We start from the raw sequence: 20113 nt of genomic DNA on the forward strand, positions 1-20113 counted from the left end.
GTCATGTTCGATCAGCGCAAGCGTGCCGCCCCCAAGCCGGGTCAGGCGCCGCCCCCCGGGCCGTCATCCCCCGAACAGACGAAGCTGCCCCCGGCGCGGGCCCCGCAGGTGGGGGCGCAGGCCCGCCGGGTGCCGGCCCCGGCCCGGCCCACGCCGGACCTCGCTGGGCACACCCAGGCGTTCGCGGCGGCGCAGCGGCAGGCCACGCAGGCGCTTAAGCCGCCAGCGCTGCCCAAAGGGCCGGCGCCCCTGGTCGTCCCCAAACCGACCCCTGTCGCGGCGGTCCCTCAGGCCCAGCCCGCGCCCTTGCCCAGCGCCCCACTGAATATCGCCGCGCCCCAGCCGCTCCCGGCCAAGACCACGGGCCCCGCCAGGGTGCAGTTCGCCGCGCCCAAATTGGACAAGGCCCAGCTGCGGGCGGCCGGGGTGTCGCACACCGCCGCCATGAAAAAGCTGGCCGCCCGCCGCAAGGCCGCCAGCGCCCTGGCCACCGCCTTCGTGAAGCGTGGCCGCGCCCAGGTGGCTGGGGTTCAGCGCCACGCGGGCAGCGCCCAGAAGCAGGTGCGTGCCCAGGCCACGCGCGCCGCCGCCCGGGTGTCTGGGGCCGCTGCCGCGCAGCAGGCGGCGGTGCGCCGTGGGATTGGCGCCCAGAAAGCCCGCGCCCGCGCCCGCTCGGCGCTGTCCACGGCCCAGCTGGGCGCGCGCAAGGCCGCCGCCCTGGCCGCCCTGCCCGCAGCGACCCAGGCCGCCAAAACAGTGCTGCAGGCCGAGCACACCCGCGCCCTGCAGGGGGCACGCACCGCCGCCGAGACCCAGAAGGGTGCCGTGCGTGCCGAATACGAGCGCCTGAAGCCTGACTACGCCCAGGCGGGCAGCGAAGTGGGCGAACAGGCCCGCGCCCGCGCCGAGGAGCAGGCCCGCGCCTATGAGGCGAATGTGACCGGCCAGGATGACAGTCTGCTGGACGGCCCCCTGACCGACAACAAGTGGAAGGCCCGTGCGGGGGCGGCGCGGGAGGTGGGCGCCGCCTACGCGCCCGGCTTCCGCGAACAGGCCGAGAATGAGGCCCAGAAACTCACCGCCCCGGGCGGCGGCCTCGACAAAGACCTGAACAACATTGACCTAGCCCTGAAAGACACGGAAAAGCTCCTGAAACAGCACCTCGACGCCGCCGAGCGCCGCCTCAGCGCCCGTGAGCGGCAGGCCCGGCAGCAGGCCCTGAGCGCGTACAGCAGCCTGCAGGCCGCCCTGCGCGCCCAGCTGGCCGGCACCCTGAGCAGTCTGGACGCCACCCAGGGTGCTCAGATCGCCGCCATTGCCACCCAGGCGCAGGCGCAGCGCGCGGCGCTGGGGCAGCAGGCCACCGGGGCCAGCGCCGCCCTGGGGCGCAGCGTGGCGGCGCTGGCCGGGCAACTGGAGGGCCAACTGGGCACGTTTGGGCAACAGGTGGGCCACCTGCAGCCGCCGGACCCCGCCGCCCTGAAACAGACGCTGGCCCAGGCGCAGAGCGGGATCACGGCCGGGGTGCGCCGCGCGCAGCTCAGCTTTACCCAGGGCACGGCCCGCATCACCGCCGGGCTCAGCCAGGGGGCCGACCAGACGGCGCGCACGCTGGCGGGCACCGCGCAGGCGGGCCTGAAGCAGGGGGCGGCTCAGGCAGGCGGCTTTGACCGCTCGGCGCAGGCGGTGGTCTCGCAGGCCCTCTCCTTGTTTCAGGGGCTGACCAGGGCACACACGCAGGGCAGCCAGCAGGACTCGAAAAGCACGGCCAAAACCATACAGTCGCTGGAGCAGGGCCTGGAAAAGCTGTACGCCAAGGCCCTGAAGGGCCTGCCCGAGGAGCTGCGCGCCACCCTGCCGCCGCTGCGCGAGGGCCTGCGCGGCAACTTTCCCAAAGAGGACGAGGCGATTCGCACGAACGCCGAAAAAGCCGCCGCTCAGGTGCAGCCGCGCTGGAAAGGCTGGGTCAAGATTGCCCTGATGATCGCCGTGATCATCGTGGTGGCCGTGGTGGCGGGCCCCGCCGTGATCGGCGCGGTGGGGGCGATGGCCGGGGCCCTGGGCGCCGGAGCTGCCGCTGGGGCCATTGGCGCCGTGGTGGGCGGCGCGCTGGTGGGGGCTGCCAGCGGCGCCGTGATTCAGATGGGCAACAACGCCATTGACAATATTGGCGTGGAGGCCAAGTTCCAGAAAAGCCTCTTTGACGGCGTGGGCAAGGCCGCCCTGATCGGCGCGGTGGGCGGGGCCCTGGGCGGCGCCGGCGGCCTGATTGCGGGCAAGCTGAGCACGGCGGGCCTGCTGGGCAGCGGCCTGACCCAGAAGGCCGGCACGTTCGCTGTGGGCACCACTTTCGACCTGGGCGGCAACGTGCTGGGCGACCTGATGAACGGGGCCTCGCTGGGTGACGCCCTGAAGAACCTCTCCAACCCCGAAACCCTGATGATGATGGCCATTGGCACCGGCGTGGGCGCGGCCACTACCCGCCTGCCGGGCCGCGCGGGTGGGCTGCAGACGCGGGCGCACGCGGCGGGCGAACACTTCGGCGCGAATCTGGGCGACCGGGTGAACAATGTCACCGGCAACCGGCACGGCGTGGTGCCTACGGAGGTGAATGCGGCGCTGGCAGGGCACGACACCCCGGGGCGTATTTCCGGCCACACCCAGGGCCAGACGAAGCTGGAACTGTCACCGACTGCGGCGCCGCGCGACGCGGCGCTCCACGATCAGTACGCGCGGCAGGTGCGGCAGGAAAACAGCCCGGTTAGCCGCATGACCGACCGGGTCAAGGCTCTGTTCGGCGCAGAGGCTGATCTTCGCCCTGGCACGCGGCGCTGGGAACTGGGCACCGAGGCGGCCAAGCATCAGGATATGGCGAACTGGCGCTTTCAGGAGGCGGACGCGTTGCCGGCAAACTCGCCGCGCCGGCAGCAACTGCTGCAAGAAGCCCATGATCTTCAGCGGCTGTCCCAGGATTATCAACAGGCCGCCCAGCGCGCCGACGGGCGCACCATCGTGGACGACAGCCTGATTGAAGGGCGCAAGAAGCTCTACACCAACCACGATGAGGTCGAAGCGCTACTGGGCAAGCCCTTTGACGCCTCTGCGCTGCCCGACCGCTACGTGACCTTTGAGGTGGAGGGCGGGCGCAAGGTGGTGGGGCGCCTGAACACGGACGGCACGTTCGATATGAAGTCCGCGATTCTGCTGGTTCGCCCGGACGGCACCGTGCAGGTCAATCCCACCAACCGCATCACGTACGATTACATCCAGAAGTACCAATTGGACCCCGGCGCGCGCCCGGACATTGATTTTGGCCGCGACGGCCACACCCTGCACCACCTGATTCCCGATAAGGTCAGTACCTCTGATCCTCTCTGTGTCAAGGCGATGGAGCTGATTGGGTATAGCCCGGACCGCATGACCAACTACCATGAAATGCCGATGGAGAAACTGTACCGGTTGCTCGACGGCCAGGAAGTCGGTCACTGGTCACACCACGCCGACTATGACGCAACGGTAGTGCGCCCCGCCCTCAAAAACTCTCAACAGACCCTGGAAGCCGATTTCGGGCCGATGTCCACCTGGAATTCAGGTCATCCCCGGTTGGCCGAGTTGCAGGCCGCGCTCCGCTTCGAGCTTCAGGCCGTTGAGGCCACGCTGAAGCAGCGGATTCTCGATGGCAAGGTGCCCATGACGTCTGAGACAACGAGTGGTGGCAAGGGACGAATAAAATGAGTGAGCAGGTCTATATCATCGAAAATCGGTCAAGCGGAGTGTGGACGGATATGGAAATCCCGGGTGACATCACCTTGACTTCGGACTTCACCTTTGACTCAAGGGCTTACGATTTAGGCGAGTCTCTTGGGGCAGTGCGTTTTCAATTCGAAGTCTGGAATGAAAAAATCTGCGAGCTTGACTGGCTGCGAACCACCAACATCTCACTGCTTGTGGTCTCCGAAAAATTCTATGAAGTGGCTCGCTCACTCTCGAATGTGCAATTACAAACTTACCCGGTCGAGTTCTACGAAGACGGCGAGAGATTTCACACACCAACACCGTATTATGTCCTTCAGCTGGGAAAGCCGCATGATTACTTTGACCGAGAAGGATCTCAATTTGAAACCAGACTGAATTACAAAGGAGAGGAAGTCATCAGCCATATCGAGCGCTACGAGTTGAGGTTGCCGCAGGATGTGCCGCCATTGTTTCGCTTAGCCATTTCGCCGTGGCATCCAACATTCGCTTCCCAGGGTTTTCTGGATGAAGCCCGGCGTCAGAAGTTAACCAATATCGGTTATATGGACGTGGCCTCTTTTTCGCCAACTAACCAGCTTCGGCCTTTGTAGGCTGCCGCTGTTCAGACAGCATTTGGACACTACGTGCAGCGCTTCCTGGGTGACGATGTGGCCCAGGCGGGTGCCCAGCGCTGGGCACCCGAAGCCCGGAAACACGGCGATATAGCCGCGTGGCGCGGACAGCAGGGCCGAAGCATGATCCCATTGCGCGCTTGGCCTGCAGGAAGCCGACGACCAGAACCGTTCCAAGGGCGCACCCCAGGACCGCGCCGCTGGCCAGATTAACCACAGCGACTTGCCCTGTCTGACAGCCGACGAATACAACGCTTTCCGCTGGCTAATTTAAATACCACGAGGTAAGTGATATGGCTCACGCTGTGGCTGAAGATTACGTTTTCGAGACCTTAGAAGAAGACATCGTCTGGTACCGTCAGTCGGTTCACGAGTCCCTGGCGGGCGTAGAGAGGCAAGGGCATGACCTCAACTGGTTGGCGACAAAGGCTTATACGTTGGCCGCCCTGCTGGTGCTCGCTGGACGCGCGTCGGACTCCGAATGCGGTGACATGATGTGGTTGGCCGGAAACGCCGAAGCATATGCGCTTTATCTCGCGCTGTTTCCCAAAGGTGCAAAAGAGCTAGAAGTCCTGATTCCCAAGCCTCCTGGCGACGTAATGAGCATTGGGCGCACGACTACCGGCCCCACCAGTTCTTCCTCGCCAGGTCACTGGTTCAAAGCGTTTTACCTCACCCTGCTTTGGGAAGAGCCGTTCCTCAAGGAGGAAGTCCTCATGCGGTCTTTTGCCTCCACTTTTGCGGCGTCCTCAACCAAAGCGCCTGCTTACCGCACCCTCCAGGTGGAAGCCGCGCAGGCTATGTACACCCGCGCGCCGGACGCGATGACCAAAATCCTGGCCGCTTTTGACGCCATGCAGACGCCGGGTCTGGACCCTGAAGACCATGCCTTTTCCGTTGAAGTCGCCCAGTGCGAAGCTGGCATGATGGCCCGCCTCGTGTCCGGCGATGAGGCCGGGTTCAACGATGAAGTCCGTCTGGCGCTGGAGCGGCATGTCAAGTACTACCGCCAGGACGAGGAATTCCGAAATAAACCCGTGGCCTGGGTGTGCCTGCCTGCCCTTGGGTTGTCCGCGTTGGCCCAGCGGCGCGGCCTGAAGGTCTCGGTGCAGTCGCCGCTGTTGCCCCTGGAACTAATTTCGAATTGAGGGATGAGGCGAGACCTCCAGACGCTCTGGCGCTGGCTGGTCTTCACCGCTGAGGTCTTGTGTCCAACAACCAGCGGCTCAGGAAATCGGCAAGTCTTCACCCCACACCATAGCTCCCCTCGAACTTATTCCTAAACATCTGAGCAGATATTCAGGTAAAGTGGGGTCATGAGCCGCGCTGCGTCTGCTGCCGTGCCCCCCACTGCGCTGGATTACCACGTAGAGGGCATGGACTGTCCTAACTGTGTGCGCAAGATTGAAGGGGCCCTGGCCCGCCTGCCGGGGGCCGCCCAGGCGCAGACCAACCTCACGCGCCAGTCCCTCACCCTGACGCTGGACGAAACGCAGACCCCACGCGCCACGCTGGAAAAAACCCTGCACGACCTGGGCCATCCCCTGCGGCTGCGCGAGGACCGGGCCCAGCGGCCCCACGAGCACGAGGTGGCGCCGTGGCACGCCACCCGGCAGGGCCGCCTCGTGCTGCTCAGCGGCGGCCTGCTGGCCCTGGCCTTCCTGTTCGGCAGGCTGGAACCGGCGCTGGCGGTGTGGGGTTATGCCGCCGCCACGCTGCTGGGCACATGGCCCCTGGCCCTCAAGGCCCTGGCGGCGGCGCGGGCGGGCGATCCGTTCAGCATCAACACGCTGGTGACGCTGGCCGCTGCCGGCGCCCTGGTGATTGGCGAGGCGGCCGAGGCGGCGGTGGTGGTGTTCTTCTTCGCGGTGGGCGAGCTGCTCGAAGGCGTGGCGGTGGGCCGGGCCCGTAGCGGCATCCAGACCCTGACCCGCCTGACGCCCAAAACGGCGCGCATGCTGCAGGGGGGCCGGGTGGCCGAGGTGCCGGTGGACATGCTAAAGGTGGGCGACCAGTTGCAGATCAGGCCCGGTGACCGCGTGCCCGCCGACGGCACCATCACGGCGGGCCACAGCCACCTTGACGATTCGCCCGTGACTGGCGAGAGCGTGCCCGTGAGCAAGGGCGTAGGCGAGCGCGTGTACGCCGGCTCCATCAACACCGACGGCGTGCTGACCGTTCAGGTGGACCGCGAGGCCCACGACAACACCCTGGCGCGGATCATCCACCTGATCGAGCAGGCCGAAGCCAGCAAGGCGCCCATCAGCCGCTTTATTGACCGCTTCAGCCGGGTGTACACGCCCCTTGTGGTGCTGGCGGCGGCCCTGACGGCCCTGGTGCCGATGGGGCTGGCCGGGCAATACCTGCCAGAGGCGCTGTACCGGGGGGTGGCGCTGCTGCTCATCGGCTGCCCCTGCGCGCTGGTGCTCAGCGTGCCGGCCGCGATCACCAGTGGCCTGTCGGCGGGGGCCCGGCACGGCCTGCTGGTCAAGGGTGGCGCGCCTCTGGAAGCCATCGGCGGCGCCCGGGTGGTGGCGTTCGACAAGACCGGCACCCTTACGCAGGGGCACCCACGTGTCACGGACATTGTGCCGCTGACGGGGATGCCCGAAGAGGCGGTGTTGCGACTGGCGGCGGCGGTGGAGGCTGGGTCCAGCCATCCGCTGGCCCGGGCGATCACCGAACGCGCGGCGGCCCTGACCCTTCCGGCAGCCACCGGGGCCCGCGCCCTGGCGGGCCGCGCGGTGACCGCCACGGTGGACGGCCAGGCCTACGCGGTGGGCTCGCCCCGCTTTGCCGGGGAGACGGTGGGCCTGCCGGCCGCTGTGCAAACCCAGCTGCAGGTGCTGGAAGAGGCCGGCAAGACCGTGGTGGTGCTGACCGGCGGGGCGGGTCCACTGGCCCTGATCGCCCTGCGCGACGAACCCCGCCCCGATGCCCGCGCAGCGGTGGCGCAGCTGCGGGCGCTGGGGGTGCAGCCGGTCATGCTGACGGGCGACAACGCCCGCACCGGCCGGGCCATTGCCCGGGCTCTGGGCCTGGAGGTGCACGCCGAACTGCTTCCTCAGGACAAGCTGCGCCTCGTCGAAGAGCTAAAGCGCACCGGCCGCGTGGTGATGGTGGGCGACGGCATCAACGACGCCCCGGCCCTGGCCGCCAGCGATGTGGGCGTGGCGATGGGCGGCGGCACCGATGTGGCCCTGGAAACGGCCCACGCGGCGCTGCTGCACCCCCGGCTGGGCGGCGTGCCCGATCTGGTGCGGCTGTCCCGGGCCACCATGACCAACATCAAGCAGAATGTGGCCTTTGCCGTGGGCCTGAAGCTGGTGTTTCTGGTCACCACCCTGCTGGGTCTGACAGGACTGTGGCCCGCCATTCTCAGCGACACCGGGGCCACGGCGCTGGTGACCGCCAACGCCCTGCGGCTGCTGCGCTTCCGGCCAGGGGGGGCGGCATGACTGGGCCAGTTCGTGACACCTGCGACGCCTGTACCCACCCCGCCGCCGTGGCCCGCGCGCGGCAGGCAGTCCCCGACGACGCCTGCGTGGAGGACGCCAGCGCTCTGCTTAAGGCGGTGGCTGACCCCACGCGGCTGCGCCTGCTCTCGGCCCTGGCCGCCGAGGAACTGTGCGTGCATGATCTGGCGCTGGTGGTGGGGGCCAGCGAATCGGCCACCAGTCACCAGTTGCGCCTGCTGCGCGCCCACCGGCTGGTGGCGCCCCGCAAGGTGGGCCGCACGGTGTACTACCGCCTGGCCGACCAGCACGTGACCCTGCTGCTGCGCAACGCCCTGGACCACGCCCGCGAACGCTAGGAACGGGTGCGAGAGGGCCGTGCTGATCAGGCGCGGCCCTGCTGTTCCGGCTCGCTAAAGGTTGTCAAGCACAAAGCTGCGCGGTGTCGGAGACGGGTGGGCCCCTCTCCAGCCAAAAGGCAGAGATTCGGCCCAAGATGCTCAAAACAGACGACGCCGAGCGAACTTGCTCGGCGTCGTTGTCCTTTGCCTGTTTTGCCCTCCTACCTACCCTGTGCGGCTCCATGCGGCAGCCTGCACCAGGGCAGCGGCGGCGGCGTCTACCTCGGCTGGGGTGGTGGCGGCCCCAAAGCTAAAGCGCACCGAGGCGCGGGCGTCGGCTTCACTCAGGCCGGTCGCAATCAGCACGTGACTGGGCTGCATGGTACCCGCACTGCACGCGCTGCCCGCGCTGGCGCACACGCCCAGCATGTCCAGATTCATCAGCAGGGCCTCGCCGTCAGCGCCGGGCAGGGTCACGCTGACCACCTTGGGGCTGCCGTCCGGGGGATGGTTCATCCGCAGCCCCGGGATGGGGGTAATGGCATCCAGAAAGCGCGTGCGCAGGGCCAGCAGGTGGGCGTGGGTGGCGGCGCGCGCCTCCTCAGCCTCTGTCAGCGCCACACCCGCCGCGTACACCCCGGCCGTGTCCTGGGTGCCGGGGCGCAGGCCCCCTTCCTGGCCGCCGCCCAGGGTGACGGGCGGCAGCACCGTGCCCCGGCGCACGTACAGAAAGCCCACGCCCCGGGGCCCGCCCCACTTGTGCGCGCTAAAGGTGGCAAACGTGACCCCCCAGCCCAGCAGGTCCAGCGGCAGCACACCGGGGGCCTGCACCGCGTCGGTGTGGTACGGCACGCCGCGCGCCGCTGCCGCAGTCGCCAGCGCCGCCGTGTCCTGCACGGTGCCCAGTTCGTTGTTGGCGTGGTGAATGGACACCAGCGCGGTGTCGTCCCGGAGGGCGCCGGCCAATTCGGCGGGATCGTAGCGGCCAAAGCGGTCTGGGGTCAGCCACGTCACCGCCCAGCCCTGCGCCGCCAGGGCCCGCGCCGGGGCCAGCACCGCCGAGTGCTCGGTAGGCGTGGTGATCAGGTGACCGGGGCGCCCGCGTGCGTCCTGCCACGCACGCGCTACCCCGAACAGCACGTGGTTATCGCCTTCAGTGCCGCCGCTGTTGGCACTCAGGGTGCGCGGGTCCACGCCCAGGGCGGCGGCCACGCGGGCGCGCCCCTCTTCCAGTCGCTCACGCGCGGCCTGCCCGGCCGCGTGTACGCTGGCGGGGTTGCCGGGCAGCGCCGCCGCCTGGGCATAGGCCGCCAGCGCCGCCGGGGTCATGGGGTGGGTGGCGGCGTAATCCAGGTAGATCATGGGTTGCCTGGCGTCACCGTGATGTAGTCCTGGCCGTCGCGCTGCACCACAAACACCGCGTCGCCCGTGACGGTGATCGTGGCGCTGGCGGGCTGCCCGGCGAGGCTGGCCGCGTCGTACTGGAAGTCTAGGGGGCGCTCGCCCGTGTCGTCGCGCACCACCAGCGTGTAGGTGCCTTCGGGCAGGTCGGTGGGGAAAGTGTAGGCAAAGCTCACGGTGCGGGGGGCGGCCACGGGTTCAGCTGGAATCTCTTCGGGGCTCACCGGCGGGGTCACGGCGCTGTCCGGGGTGCCGGTGCCCTCGCCAGGGGCGGGTTCAGGCTCGGCGGGCACCACGGGTTCCTCAGGCAGTGGGGCGGGCGGCAGGGGCAGGGCGTCTGCCGGGCGGCTGGGGGCGCTGTAACGCGGCGCGGCCACCGTCAGCTTGACTGGGCTGCCCACCTTGACCCGTGCAAAGGGCGCGGGCGACTGTTCCAGCACCGTCCCCTCGCGGGCGTCGCTGGGCTGCGGCACCACGGTGGTGACCACCAGCCCGGCGGCGCGGGCGTATTCGCGTGCCTGCTCGAAAGTCATCCCGCTCACGTTGGGCAGGAAGGTGTCTTTGCCCTGAATGCCAGTGCTGACCATCAGCTGTACCGGCTGGCCCTGCTGGGCGCTGGACCCCGCTTCGGGCAACTGCGCCACGATGCGGCCCTCGGGGGTGCTGGTCAGGGTGCCGTCCACCTTGACCACCTTGCCGACCGTCATGGCGCGGTCTTTCAGGGCGTCGCGGGCCTGCGCCAGATTCATTTCCTCCAGGCGCGGCACCTCGATGGCCGGGGGGTTATTGATGGTCAGGGTCACCAAGCGCCCCACCGGCAGGTTGGTGCCCGCCGGCGGGTCTTGCCGGATGATGGAACCAATGGGCCGTCCCCCGGCCTGCCCCTCGTTAAAGTGCACGCGGAAGCCGGCCCCCACGAGCATCTTGGCCGCCGCCCGCGCTTCCTGGCCCGTGACACCCAGCACCTCACGCAGAGGGGGATTCAGGTAGATCTGGACCGCCTGCGCGCCCAGGTACGCGGCGCCGCCCAGCAGCAGCAGGCCCGGCACAAAGGTGAGCCAGCCGCCCGGTTCACGCGGGCGCTTGACCCGCACGCCCTTCAGCGGGGCCAGGGTGCGGGCATTGCGCGCCGAGATGTCCTCGGGGGTGCGCGGGGTGGCCAGCGGGGTCAGGTAAGCCACGCGGGCTTCCGTGCCGTCCACGACCACCGTGGCGTCGTCCAGGGCGTAGCCCTGCGCGGCCAGCGCCGTGGCCAGCGCCTGCACCCCCTCCACCAGTTCCTGCGCCGGACCTTTCTGGGCCAGCGCCGCTTCCAGCGGTTGCCCGGCCACGGGTTGCCACACCGCGTAGTAGGCCCCGGGCCGCGCCACCACATCGGTCAGCCCGGCCGGGGCCAGGGCGCGCAGGGCGGCGCGGTAGGTATGAAACGCCTGGCGGTCGGCGGGCGAGGCCACCGTAAACCACGCCACCTGCCGGGTGACCCCCTCGGCGGCGCGCACCTCGGACAGCGTGACTGGCCCCTGCACGGTTAATTCGCGCAGGACCTCGTATTTTCCATCAATGACCTTGCCGCCTTGAGCCGTCATGCGTTGCCCAGCATAGCGCGGGCGCCGCTGTGGACAGGGACGCGGCTACAGCCCGGCCAGCCGCGCGGCCCAGTAGGCCCCGAAGCCTGCCAGCAGCCCCGGGGCCAGCCCCACCCCGCGTGCATACAGCAGCCCCGCTGTGCCCACGCCCACCAGTCGTCGCGCCCACTCGGGACTGCCCAGCACCTCGGGCACGATCAGCGCGGCAAACACGCTGACGGGCACAAAGCGCAGAAAGGCCTGCCAGAAGGGCGGCAACTGCACGCGGCCCAGCATGAGGCCCAGCAGGCGCGGCGGGTAGGTCACGGCCCACATCAGCAGGATGACGGCCCAGGCGCTCATGCGGTGGCCCCGTCCGCGCGGCGGGTGGTCAGCCACGCCCCCAGCAGCGCCCCGCCCACCCCCACTGCCAGAATCAGCACGCCCCCCGGCACCCGCCCCGAGAGCGCCCAGGCCCCCAGCCCGGCGGCCAGCGCCACCACGCCCGCGTGTCGGCTGCCCAGCAGCGGCACCAGCAGCCCCAGAAAGGCCAGCGGGAAAATCACGCCCACCCCCAGCGCGGCCGGCGAGGGAAGCACCTGCCCGGCCAGCGCGCCGAGCAGCGTTGAGGCGTTCCACACCACGTACAGGCTCAGCTCGGCGCCCAGCAGGAAGGCAAACCCCAGCGCGGCGCCCTGCTGGCCCGCCACCGTGACCATGCCGAACGCTTCATCGGTCAGGAACTGGGCGGCCACGGCGCGCTGGGCCCCGCGCAGGGGCAGGGTGCGCGACAGGCTCAGGCCGTACAGCAGGTGCCGCACGTTCAGCAAGAAGGTGGTCCCCACCAGCGCCAGGGCGGGCGCCAGCGGCAACTGGCCCCCCACGAACTGCCCGGCCGCCGCAAACTGACTGGCCCCGGCAAACACGGTCAGGCTCATGAGGCAGGTGTCCCACAGGCTCAGGCCCGCGCCGCGCGCCGTGACCGCATAGGCCACCGCAAAGGGAATCATCCCCGGCCACAGCGGAAGAAGAAGGCGAAAGCCTTGCCAGAACGCGGTCATGCGCGTGACACTAGCGCCTGCCAGGGTCTCTGTCTTGAACAATGCTGCTGTGGCGCGGCGCGCGCAGGTAGGCCCCAGGGGGCACCCCCATGACCCGGCGAAATACCCGGGTCAGGTGGGCCTGATCGGCAAATCCCAGTTCAAGGGCGACGGCGCTGATCGCCTGCCCGGCGCGCAGCAGGTCGCGGGCCCGCGCGGCCCGGACCCCCAGCAGGTAGGCGTGGGGCGGCGCGCCCACCACCTCGCGGAAGGACCGCGATAGGTGCGAGGGGCTCAGGCCCACCCGCGCGGCCAGCGCCGAAAGGTTCAGGTTGGTATCCGGGTGGGCGTCCAGATAGGCGCGGGTGTCGCGCACGGCGGCAGGGTCGGCGCGCAGGGGTTGCCAGTTGGCCCCACCCCAGCGCGTCAATAGCAGGTCCAGGGCCCCGCGCAGCAGCGTTTCGCGGCCCAGGGACGTGGCGCTAGGGGCAGTCAGCGCCGCGTGGGCGGTCTGCCACGCGGCCCTCAGTTCGGGGTCGCTGAGCACGGGGGCGCGAAAGCCGTGGGTGTATACCTCGGGCGGCAGCCACGCGGCGTCCAGGTAGGCCACGCGGTAGCGCCAGCCTTCGGGGGTAGCGGCTGCGCCGGTATGCACCTCGCCGGGCACCACCACCGCCACCTGTCCGGCGGTGGCGATCAGCGCCTCGCCCCGGTAGCGGTATCGCTCGGCGCCCTGATCAATAAGGGCCACGGCCAGCGTGTCGTGGGCGTGCGGCAGGTACGCGTGGGTGATGAAGTGCGCCCGCAGCACCTCCACGCCCACGAGGCCAGCGGGTCGCAGAAATTCGGCGTGCTCTCTGGGGGCGGTCATGCCTGCCCCTCCAGGCGTGGGCCGGGCGCCGGAGACAGACCACTCACCATGCCCCTCACTGTGCCACTTTTGTCCGGCCCCCCTTGACCCTCACGCGGCGTCAGGGCCTACGCTGCCCACAGAAAGGAGGTGAGGGCCACTGGACCCCACACAAAACCCCCGCTGGACCGTGGGCGAGGTTTCGGGGCTGACCCGCATCAGCGTGCGCACCCTGCACCACTACGACGAGATTGGGCTGCTGCGCCCCAGCGAGCGCAGCGAGGGCAATTACCGCCTGTATACCCCCGCCGATCTGGCCCGGCTGCGCGCCGCGCTGACCTACCGCCAGCTGGGCTTTCCCCTGGCCGAGGTCACGCGCCTGCTGGACGCCCCACCCGCCGAGCAGCGCCGCGCCCTGGAGACGCAACTGCTGCTGCTGCAAGAAGGGCAGCGGCGCACCCAGGCCACCATTGACGCCGTTCAGGCGATGCTGAACACCCCAGGAGCACCCATGAGCAACGAAGACGTGAAGGCCGTGTTTGACGGCTTCGATCCCGAACAGTACGAACCCGAGGTCCAGGCCCGCTGGGGCGAGACCGACGCCTACCGCCAGAGCAAGGCCCGCACGGGCCGCTACACCCGGGCCGACTGGGAAGTGATCAAGGCCGAGATGCAGGGCATCAATGACCAGTACGTGGCCCTGATGGACGCGGGCGCGGCGCCCCAGAGCCCGCAGGCGCAGGCGGTGGCCGCCCAGCACCACGCTCATATCCACAGTCGCTACTACGACGCCCCCCCCGCCATGATGCGCGGCCTGGCCCAGATGTGGGTGCAGGACGAGCGCTTTACCCGCACCATTGATCAGGCCCGTCCGGGGCTGGCCGCCTACCAGAGCGCGGCTGTGACCGCCTGGGCCGACGCGCAGGAGGCCCAGGACTAAAGCCAGTCAGGAAGGCCCGCACGGATAGATGCTGTGCGGGCCCCTTTGGCCTGACGGGTGGCCTCTCAGGCAGCCCCAGCGTCGGCTGTCGGCACAGCTTCGGCAGCGGCCAGCGCGGCACGCAGCTCGGTCTGCCACTGCTCGCGCAGGGGCGCGGGGCCCAGCACCTGCACACCAGCGCCCCAGCTCAGCAGCCAGGGCAGCACGCTGCGGCTGCCGGCCGGCGCCTGCAGGGTAACCTCCACGCTGCCGTCGGGGTGAATCAGAGGCTCACTCAGGTGGGCAAAGCGGCCTTCGAGCACCTGCAGACGGGCCCGCCCCACAAAACGCAGCTGCGCGGTGAGGCCTGGGCCCTGCAGGGTGGGCGGGGCCGGTACAGGCGCCGAAGCGGGGGCAGCCTCCAGCACCGTCACCCCCAGCATGCGGCCCAGGCGAAAGGTGCGCTGCGCGCGGCGCCCGGTGGTCTCGCGGCCCGTCAGAAGCGGCTCCAGCGTGACCGGGTGCGCATGCACCAGCACGGGTTGCAGCGTAACGCGCCGCCGCGAGTGGGCGCGGCCCGGCCGCAGGTAGTCAAAGCGCAGGCCCCGGCCGTCTAGCCATGCCTGGGTGACCAGCGGCAGCACCTCGGCCAGGTGCAGAGGCTGCTGGGCGGGAGCGGCCAGCGGGGGCAGCGCCGCCTGTACGTGGGCGGGCAGCGGGGCACTCAGGCGCGCGGCCAGCTCGCGCAGCGGCGCGGTGGGTTCAGCGCCGCGTTCGGCCAGGGCGCCCAGGCCCCGGCGCAGGGTCAGGCGCTCGGCGGCCGTCCAGTCCCCGGTGATCACGTACAGCGGCGGCGTGCCCGGCAGTACCTGCAGGGTGGGTTCCAGGGTCTGCAGCACTTCTAGCTGGGCTTGCGTGGTCTCGGGCGATTGGCCGGTGGCGACCGCCAGGTCTTCAACCGACCTGGGGGCTGTGCGCAGCCGCCGCGAAAGGTAGAACAGCTGCTCGGTGAGCGGCAATGCATCGTGTGGCGAGAGGGGCACCGACATACCTTCACTGTGCCCAGCCGGTGTCCACAAAACGTCCGTGTTTTTGAGAAACGATTCTCCTGTCGTCTTAGTTGAGTACCAGGCGCTCAGATCGCCACTCCAGCACCCAGGGGTCGTAGCGGCCCTCGCAGAACAGGTCCTCGCGCCCTGGAGCCGGGTAGTCCGGCTCCAGCCACACCGGTTCTTCGCTGAGGGCCAGCACGCCCCCCTGCACGGCCACCGATTCCGGCCAGCCCAGCACCTCGCGCAGTTCGGCCACAGCGGCGCTGAGGGCCTTGCGGCGGGCATCCGGCGTGCGCCCGGGCAGGTCCAGGGCGTCCAGCGCCCGCTCGCGCGAGACCCGGCCGCCGTGCGTGACCAGCAGCGCTAGCAACCCGGCAGCGGGGCGGGTGGAGCGGAGCTGCAACTCGATGTCGTACATCCAGATGCGCACGGGCCCGGCCAGGCTGCAGCGCACGGTCCACGGCGGCGTTTCGATCGCCACGCCGCGCAGGGCGTAGACCTCGGGGAACAGGCGGCCCAACGTGCGCATGTGCCGCATCAGCTCACCGTTGACCTGATCCATGGCCTGCTGCGCCCCGGCCACGTCCCCGGCCCGGCGGTCCAGTTCAGCGCGCACGACGTGCCAGCGCAGGCGGTCAACATCGTTGTAAATAGGTGCTTGAGCCAGCGCTTCTTCAGCGCCGAGCACGTCGCCGTTAAGCAGGCGCATAGCGGCCAGGATCGAGAGACATGGCTGGGGCTCCGTAGCTGCCTCAGTCACCTCAGCGGCCATTAGGGTGGCTTCCTCCAGTGCTTCTGCCCGCAAACCCATCGCCGCCAGCGTCGACGTGATAGAGATCCGCATCTCGTAGTGCTGGCTGATGCTGGCGCCTTGGCCTAGGCCTTTCCTGAATTGATGAAGGGCACGGGGATAAGCGCCCAGCGCACTGAAGACAGTGCCCATACCGACATAGATAACCCCGTCGGATCGCCGTTCCTTCTGACGTAAAGAAGCTTCCAGCGCGCGATCAAAGGCGTGGGCTGCGTCTTTGTACTGTCCGGCGTGAAGATCGATATACGCGACGCGGTTCCAGATCTCGCTGATGCTGTAATGGTCACTGCGTAAATCTGGTAATGCCCTGATGTACTCCGACTTGGCGCGGCCAGGGAGCCTACTTAGAGCACCTGCATAGCGGCACCGTGCAATACCCCGGTCGCGTCCTATCGCCCCTTCAATCGCGCGGTGGAAGGCTGCTTCCCAATCTGAATCCTGACGCTCCCAAGCGGCCACAGCAGTGAGTTGTAGAGCGATAGCGCGAAGTGTGGGATCCTGCCCAGAACACTCTGCTGCTGCCAATTCGGCAGCACGTTGAGTTTCACTGCGTCGCCCAGCCAAGACGCCATGGAAGAAATCTACATGTGCATCAAGGCCATTGGCCAGCGCTTCTTGAATCAAACTGGAGTCAACCGCTCTAAGTCCAACCCAGGCCAGAGCAAGCGGCCATGTCCCCTCCGTGCGCCAGTTGTGGGGCACATCTGAGACAAACTTACGCAGTACAAGCGTCTCGTCTTTGGAGACGACGACTCTGCAGCGCTGGATAAGTTGACAGGCCAGAAACTCCTTTTCGCCTTGAGCGAGGAGAGTTCGAAGATAGGCAATGTCAGGCGTGGACACAGCGTGAGGATAAATGACTGAGCAACGGCCGTTCCAAAGGGAATCGGCAAGCTTCAGGTCGGTTCCCAGTTACCTGGCTCACCATCCGCAACTTCGGGCGCGAACCATAACTTTACCAATTGAGCAAAATACGTAAATAACATAATAACCTCTACTGGTGGAGAGGCTGCCCATAGGTTGGGCAGAACAGGGGAGGTCGTCACGCCCACATGGCAGGCGCCCTCGTCAGTGGCGACGATGTGGGCGTCAGCGCACGCTGGAACGCTGGTTCTGGGTGGAGCTGTTCAGAAGTGCCAGGAAAGAGAGCCCAACTCGGGCACGCGGCACAGGCCCGCCGATCCATAGATCGCGGATATGTAAATTATAGAACAATGTTACCTATTACGCAAATGACAGAATTAGCTTAGAGGTGCGGCTGGCCATCTGCACAGGGGGCTAAGCCGGAAGGAGCAAGTGAAGTTGACGCGAACCTGCGCCAGGTGGCTCAGTTCAGGATTGCGCCGGCTGCCTTGGCGTTCATGCCTTCAGAGCGTCGTACGCGGTAGGGTTCGGGTATGGACTGGCCCGCTCCGCTCGACTTCGTACATGGCCACGCCGTGCCCGCACCGGTCGAGTGGACCCGGCCGGGCCTCGTGATGACATTCAATCTGGAATGCCCGGGCTGCGTCTCACGCGGTATTCCGTTCCTGAAGCGCCTGCACACCGAGTTCGGGGCGCAGGTGCAGTTGCTGGCGGTGCACACCAGCTTTGGCCACCGCCTGCTGCCGCGTGAGGCGGTTGAGCCCACGCTGGTCAAATTCGCACGCGATTTCGCCAAATTGCCCTTTCCAGTGGCCCTGGACCTCAGCGGCGACCTCGCCCGCGCATGGCAGACCGAAGGCACGCCGCACTGGCTGGCCTTTGCGCCGGGAGGCGAACTGCTGCGCAGCGTGTACGGCAGCCAGGAAAACGCCCAGACCAGACTCCAGTACCTGCTGGAAGAATGGTCCGGGCGCGAAGGGGGTTAGCGGGCGCTGCTGGTCGTCTGCTTGGGCAGAAAGATGGCCGAGGGCAGCTCGTTCAGCGGCGTGTTGCTCAGGCGGAGCAGTAAGGCATTGATATGGCCCCCACTCGCGTACGGCCCCAGTTGAGCCGGATCAGTCACGAAGCGGAGGTTTTCAGCTTCGCTTTTCAGGCTGACGCTCCCCCCAGCCTTGACCTCGGCGGTATCCGCCATGAAGGTATTCCCGGCTTGCTTGGTCACGAGCATCACGACTTCGCCTTCAGGAAGTCCTGTCTGAATGGTGTGGGCAGGGCCCTGCGGGGTTTCTCCTGGCGCTGCCGCGAACCACCCACCTGAAACCATCCTGAGTGGTGTCGCCTGCTCCCGAGGGAGCAACCGGCTGACGAGATGAAGTGCCAGCGGATTGTAAAACGCCCGGCCCACGTTGGTGCCCGGTTGTCCCAGTTGCAGCTTGAGATTGCCAATCTGAACCTGCGGCGCCTTGAAACCCTTGAGCGTGATGGTCAGAGGCGTGCTGAGGGTTCCGACGACCATAGCCGCATCGTAATAGGGCGTACCGTCCTTGGTGAACATGGCGTTGAGATCGCCGCCGCCCGTGGTTAGGCCAGGCAGGTCAATGGACAGGCGCGCACCTTGCAGGGTCGCCTTGCCCCCCTGAGCGTTGATGGCTTGCTGCAGGTCAGTGCCGCTCAGGAACACGCCCTTGTAGGCATTGGCGTCATTGAAGGTGTAGCACGTCACCCCACCCTGTTGGCTAACGATGGTGAGGCCGGTCGATGTGGGCACTGTCCCCCGAACACAGGAGGGTTTTACCGGCTGCTGGGTCAGAACGGGCAGTGTAAAGGTCATTTCACGCCCACCCGCCAGGGCGTACAGCGTGGCGCTCAGGCCCAGGGCGGCGGTGGTGGCGGCAAGAAAGAGTTTAGGCATGGAATACACCTTGGCCATGCCCAGGGTCACGCGGCTGGGGGCACCCAGTTCGCGCAGGGCCTGGGTCAGGGCGTCTTGAGGAGAAAGGCCAGAAAGCAGCAGGTGGTCGGTGCGGGTCAGGACATGTTCTTCCAACTCGTCCCACAGTTCCTGGCGGCGCTGTTCAGGCAGCCCCCAGGTGGCGCGGCGCAGGTAGGCGTCCAGGGCCGGGGCGCACGTGTAGGCGGAGGCGGTCACGTACCGCTCCGGCCCAGGCGGGCCACCGCGTCGGTAAAGGCACTGAATTCCTGGCGCTTGGCCTGCAGCACCTGCCGCCCCTTATCGGTGACGGCGTAGTACTTGCGCGGTTTGCCGTTGCGGCCTACCTCACCGGGCTGCGCGGCCAGCAGGCCCTCGGCCTCCAGGCGGTGCAGGGCCGGATACAGGCTCCCTTCCTTGAAATCAAAGTACCCCTCGGTGCGCTCCCGGGCCGCCTGGATGATGGCAAAGCCGTACAGCGGCTGGGGCTCCAGCAGGGTCAGCAGAATCAGGTCAAGGTTGCCGCGCAGCAGATCGGGGTTCATGGGCGCTCCAGGAAAAGGGGAGAGTGGGGGAGGGGTGGACGTTGACCGTGTGGCGTCCCACACGGCTGCCGTCCCAACAAAGCCTTGTCTGCCTACATAGTCCGCCTGGGTAGGAGGATTGTCAAGCCCAGTCTGTCTATGGAGTAGACGGCGGATGTGTGGGCGGTTCAGCTGTGGCAGGCTGCACCCATGCTGCCCGCATTTTCCCTCGCGCCACAGGCTCCTTTGTCGGCCTCGGCCTATGCGGCGTTCGAGGCGGCCTGGGCCGCCCGCGACCCAGACCTGTTGCCTGCCGGGGTCGCGCGCTGGCTCTTCCTGCAGTGGCTGGCCGGCCAGGGTTTCCTGCTGCATGGCTCTTCGCAGCCGAACATCACCCACTTTGAGCCCCGAACGCCCCACGACCTCAGTGCCGATGAGTTCAGCAAACGCACGGGCGTGTTTGCGGCCTCGGATGGGTTGTGGGCCATGATGTACGCCCTACGCGACCGGGTGCGCACGGCACGCATGCTGAACATGGCGGTGCAGGTGCGGCAGGGCGGCGACTGGTCGCCCACCGGGTATTTTCTGTCGCTGGCGCCGCGCAGGCCGCTGCAGTTCTGCGGGCCCGGGTTGCTGGTGCCCGGCTGGGTGTACGTATTGCCCCGCACCGGCTTTGAGCCCATGCCGCCTTACGACTGGCCGGGCCTGGGGCGCGTGCGCGAACCCCACTGGGTCAGCCCGCAGGGCACCGCGCCCCTGCTGCGGGTGCCAGTGGGCCCGGGGGACTTTCCCCTGCCAGTGCGCACCCACGACGCCGCCACCGTGGACGCCCGCGCCCACGCCGCCCCCTGGGGCTTTCCGTGGGGCGTAGGAGAGGAAGCTTAAAGCGGTGATGTGTTCTTGGAGAAGCAGGTTTTGGTTCGCAGAGGCAATGGGCCGAAGGTGGACGGCCACCCATCCCTCTGACGCGGCGGCCGGTTCCACGCTGCGGCCA

Annotated in this window: 17 protein-coding genes; 8 read left to right on the plus strand and 9 right to left on the minus strand. The window is 68.1% G+C overall.

Translation table 11 applies throughout. The features are described from left to right. Nucleotides 1-3: 3 nt before the first annotated feature. The 5 genes from KMW22_RS13730 (at nucleotide 4) to KMW22_RS13750 (ending at nucleotide 8181) form a co-directional block, all read left to right on the plus strand. Complete coding sequence (locus tag KMW22_RS13730; protein ID WP_221090612.1) at nucleotides 4-3735, plus strand: AHH domain-containing protein; 3732 nt, start codon at nucleotides 4-6, stop codon at nucleotides 3733-3735. Then, on the plus strand, nucleotides 3732-4346 hold the full coding sequence (locus tag KMW22_RS13735; protein ID WP_221090613.1) for a hypothetical protein: 615 nt from the start codon (nucleotides 3732-3734) through the stop codon (nucleotides 4344-4346). Before KMW22_RS13730 ends, KMW22_RS13735 begins: the two co-directional genes overlap by 4 nt. Nucleotides 4347-4660: 314 nt before the next feature. Beyond that, nucleotides 4661-5515 carry an immunity 49 family protein gene (locus KMW22_RS13740; RefSeq protein WP_221090614.1) on the plus strand — a complete coding sequence of 285 codons (855 nt, stop codon included), beginning with the start codon at nucleotides 4661-4663 and terminating at the stop codon, nucleotides 5513-5515. A gap of 168 nt (nucleotides 5516-5683) precedes the next feature. Continuing rightward, nucleotides 5684-7825 carry a heavy metal translocating P-type ATPase gene (locus KMW22_RS13745; protein ID WP_221090615.1) on the plus strand — a complete coding sequence of 714 codons (2142 nt, stop codon included), beginning with the start codon at nucleotides 5684-5686 and terminating at the stop codon, nucleotides 7823-7825. Further along, on the plus strand, nucleotides 7822-8181 hold the full coding sequence (locus KMW22_RS13750; protein ID WP_221090616.1) for an ArsR/SmtB family transcription factor: 360 nt from the start codon (nucleotides 7822-7824) through the stop codon (nucleotides 8179-8181). Before KMW22_RS13745 ends, KMW22_RS13750 begins: the two co-directional genes overlap by 4 nt. A 207-nt stretch (nucleotides 8182-8388) precedes the next feature. Here KMW22_RS13750 and KMW22_RS13755 read toward each other — a convergent pair whose 3' ends face one another. Genes KMW22_RS13755 through KMW22_RS13775 form a run of 5 tightly spaced genes read right to left on the minus strand, consistent with a single transcriptional unit; the run spans nucleotide 8389 to nucleotide 13040 of the window. Next, nucleotides 8389-9525 carry a cysteine desulfurase family protein gene (locus tag KMW22_RS13755; protein WP_221090617.1) on the minus strand — a complete coding sequence of 379 codons (1137 nt, stop codon included), beginning with the start codon at nucleotides 9523-9525 and terminating at the stop codon, nucleotides 8389-8391. Next, on the minus strand, nucleotides 9522-11150 hold the full coding sequence (locus tag KMW22_RS13760) for a PASTA domain-containing protein (protein ID WP_221090618.1): 1629 nt from the start codon (nucleotides 11148-11150) through the stop codon (nucleotides 9522-9524). The genes KMW22_RS13755 and KMW22_RS13760 overlap by 4 nt, the downstream gene beginning before the upstream one ends. A 45-nt stretch (nucleotides 11151-11195) precedes the next feature. After that, nucleotides 11196-11492, minus strand: a complete 297-nt coding sequence (locus tag KMW22_RS13765) for an AzlD domain-containing protein (RefSeq protein ID WP_221090619.1) — start codon at nucleotides 11490-11492, stop codon at nucleotides 11196-11198. Then, nucleotides 11489-12190, minus strand: a complete 702-nt coding sequence (locus KMW22_RS13770; protein WP_221090620.1) for an AzlC family ABC transporter permease — start codon at nucleotides 12188-12190, stop codon at nucleotides 11489-11491. The genes KMW22_RS13765 and KMW22_RS13770 overlap by 4 nt, the downstream gene beginning before the upstream one ends. 10 nt (nucleotides 12191-12200) lie before the next feature. Then, complete coding sequence (locus KMW22_RS13775) at nucleotides 12201-13040, minus strand: AraC family transcriptional regulator (protein ID WP_221090621.1); 840 nt, start codon at nucleotides 13038-13040, stop codon at nucleotides 12201-12203. A 169-nt stretch (nucleotides 13041-13209) separates the two neighbouring features. Here KMW22_RS13775 and KMW22_RS13780 point away from each other — a divergent pair, with 169 nt between their 5' ends. After that, nucleotides 13210-13959 carry a MerR family transcriptional regulator gene (locus KMW22_RS13780; protein WP_221090622.1) on the plus strand — a complete coding sequence of 250 codons (750 nt, stop codon included), beginning with the start codon at nucleotides 13210-13212 and terminating at the stop codon, nucleotides 13957-13959. Between the two features lie 65 nt (nucleotides 13960-14024). On the opposite strand, the gene KMW22_RS13785 is transcribed toward KMW22_RS13780, so the two are convergent. Next, nucleotides 14025-14987 carry a helix-turn-helix transcriptional regulator gene (locus KMW22_RS13785; RefSeq protein WP_221090623.1) on the minus strand — a complete coding sequence of 321 codons (963 nt, stop codon included), beginning with the start codon at nucleotides 14985-14987 and terminating at the stop codon, nucleotides 14025-14027. A gap of 67 nt (nucleotides 14988-15054) precedes the next feature. Further along, nucleotides 15055-15699 carry a hypothetical protein gene (locus tag KMW22_RS13790; protein WP_221090624.1) on the minus strand — a complete coding sequence of 215 codons (645 nt, stop codon included), beginning with the start codon at nucleotides 15697-15699 and terminating at the stop codon, nucleotides 15055-15057. Between the two features lie 1499 nt (nucleotides 15700-17198). On the opposite strand from KMW22_RS13790, the gene KMW22_RS13795 reads away from it, so the two are divergent. Then, nucleotides 17199-17651 (plus strand): TlpA family protein disulfide reductase, encoded by a 453-nt coding sequence (locus KMW22_RS13795; protein ID WP_221090625.1) that lies wholly within the window; start codon nucleotides 17199-17201, stop codon nucleotides 17649-17651. Here the strand turns inward: KMW22_RS13795 and KMW22_RS13800 are convergent. Both KMW22_RS13800 and KMW22_RS13805 read right to left on the minus strand, forming a co-directional pair. Then, entirely contained in the window at nucleotides 17648-18814 is a 1167-nt protein-coding gene (locus tag KMW22_RS13800) for a permease prefix domain 1-containing protein (protein WP_221090626.1), read from the minus strand. The two genes, KMW22_RS13795 and KMW22_RS13800, sit on opposite strands and share 4 nt — an antisense overlap. Continuing rightward, the gene (locus KMW22_RS13805; protein ID WP_221090627.1) at nucleotides 18811-19140 is read right to left on the minus strand and encodes a PadR family transcriptional regulator; all 330 of its coding nucleotides are present in this window, start codon (nucleotides 19138-19140) and stop codon (nucleotides 18811-18813) included. The genes KMW22_RS13800 and KMW22_RS13805 overlap by 4 nt, the downstream gene beginning before the upstream one ends. Before the next feature lie 189 nt (nucleotides 19141-19329). Here KMW22_RS13805 and KMW22_RS13810 point away from each other — a divergent pair, with 189 nt between their 5' ends. Further along, a complete protein-coding gene (locus KMW22_RS13810; protein WP_221090628.1) occupies nucleotides 19330-20004 on the plus strand; it encodes a hypothetical protein in 675 nt (224 codons plus the stop codon). Nucleotides 20005-20113 lie beyond the last annotated feature (109 nt).

It is taken from the genome of Deinococcus aquaedulcis, from assembly GCF_019693445.1.
Classification (GTDB): Bacteria; Deinococcota; Deinococci; order Deinococcales; family Deinococcaceae; genus Deinococcus; species Deinococcus aquaedulcis.

Bases quoted from the DNA above. Each gene is read 5' to 3' on its own strand.
- KMW22_RS13730 (WP_221090612.1), top strand. From the start codon at position 4: ATGTTCGATCAGCGCAAGCGTGCCGCCCCCAAGCCGGGTCAGGCGCCG.
- KMW22_RS13735 (WP_221090613.1), top strand. From the start codon at position 3,732: ATGAGTGAGCAGGTCTATATCATCGAAAATCGGTCAAGCGGAGTGTGG.
- KMW22_RS13740 (WP_221090614.1), top strand. From the start codon at position 4,661: ATGGCTCACGCTGTGGCTGAAGATTACGTTTTCGAGACCTTAGAAGAA.
- KMW22_RS13745 (WP_221090615.1), top strand. From the start codon at position 5,684: ATGAGCCGCGCTGCGTCTGCTGCCGTGCCCCCCACTGCGCTGGATTAC.
- KMW22_RS13750 (WP_221090616.1), top strand. From the start codon at position 7,822: ATGACTGGGCCAGTTCGTGACACCTGCGACGCCTGTACCCACCCCGCC.
- KMW22_RS13755 (WP_221090617.1), bottom strand. From the start codon at position 9,525: ATGATCTACCTGGATTACGCCGCCACCCACCCCATGACCCCGGCGGCG.
- KMW22_RS13760 (WP_221090618.1), bottom strand. From the start codon at position 11,150: ATGACGGCTCAAGGCGGCAAGGTCATTGATGGAAAATACGAGGTCCTG.
- KMW22_RS13765 (WP_221090619.1), bottom strand. From the start codon at position 11,492: ATGAGCGCCTGGGCCGTCATCCTGCTGATGTGGGCCGTGACCTACCCG.
- KMW22_RS13770 (WP_221090620.1), bottom strand. From the start codon at position 12,190: ATGACCGCGTTCTGGCAAGGCTTTCGCCTTCTTCTTCCGCTGTGGCCG.
- KMW22_RS13775 (WP_221090621.1), bottom strand. From the start codon at position 13,040: ATGACCGCCCCCAGAGAGCACGCCGAATTTCTGCGACCCGCTGGCCTC.
- KMW22_RS13785 (WP_221090623.1), bottom strand. From the start codon at position 14,987: ATGTCGGTGCCCCTCTCGCCACACGATGCATTGCCGCTCACCGAGCAG.
- KMW22_RS13790 (WP_221090624.1), bottom strand. From the start codon at position 15,699: ATGCGCCTGCTTAACGGCGACGTGCTCGGCGCTGAAGAAGCGCTGGCT.
- KMW22_RS13795 (WP_221090625.1), top strand. From the start codon at position 17,199: ATGGACTGGCCCGCTCCGCTCGACTTCGTACATGGCCACGCCGTGCCC.
- KMW22_RS13805 (WP_221090627.1), bottom strand. From the start codon at position 19,140: ATGAACCCCGATCTGCTGCGCGGCAACCTTGACCTGATTCTGCTGACC.
- KMW22_RS13810 (WP_221090628.1), top strand. From the start codon at position 19,330: ATGCTGCCCGCATTTTCCCTCGCGCCACAGGCTCCTTTGTCGGCCTCG.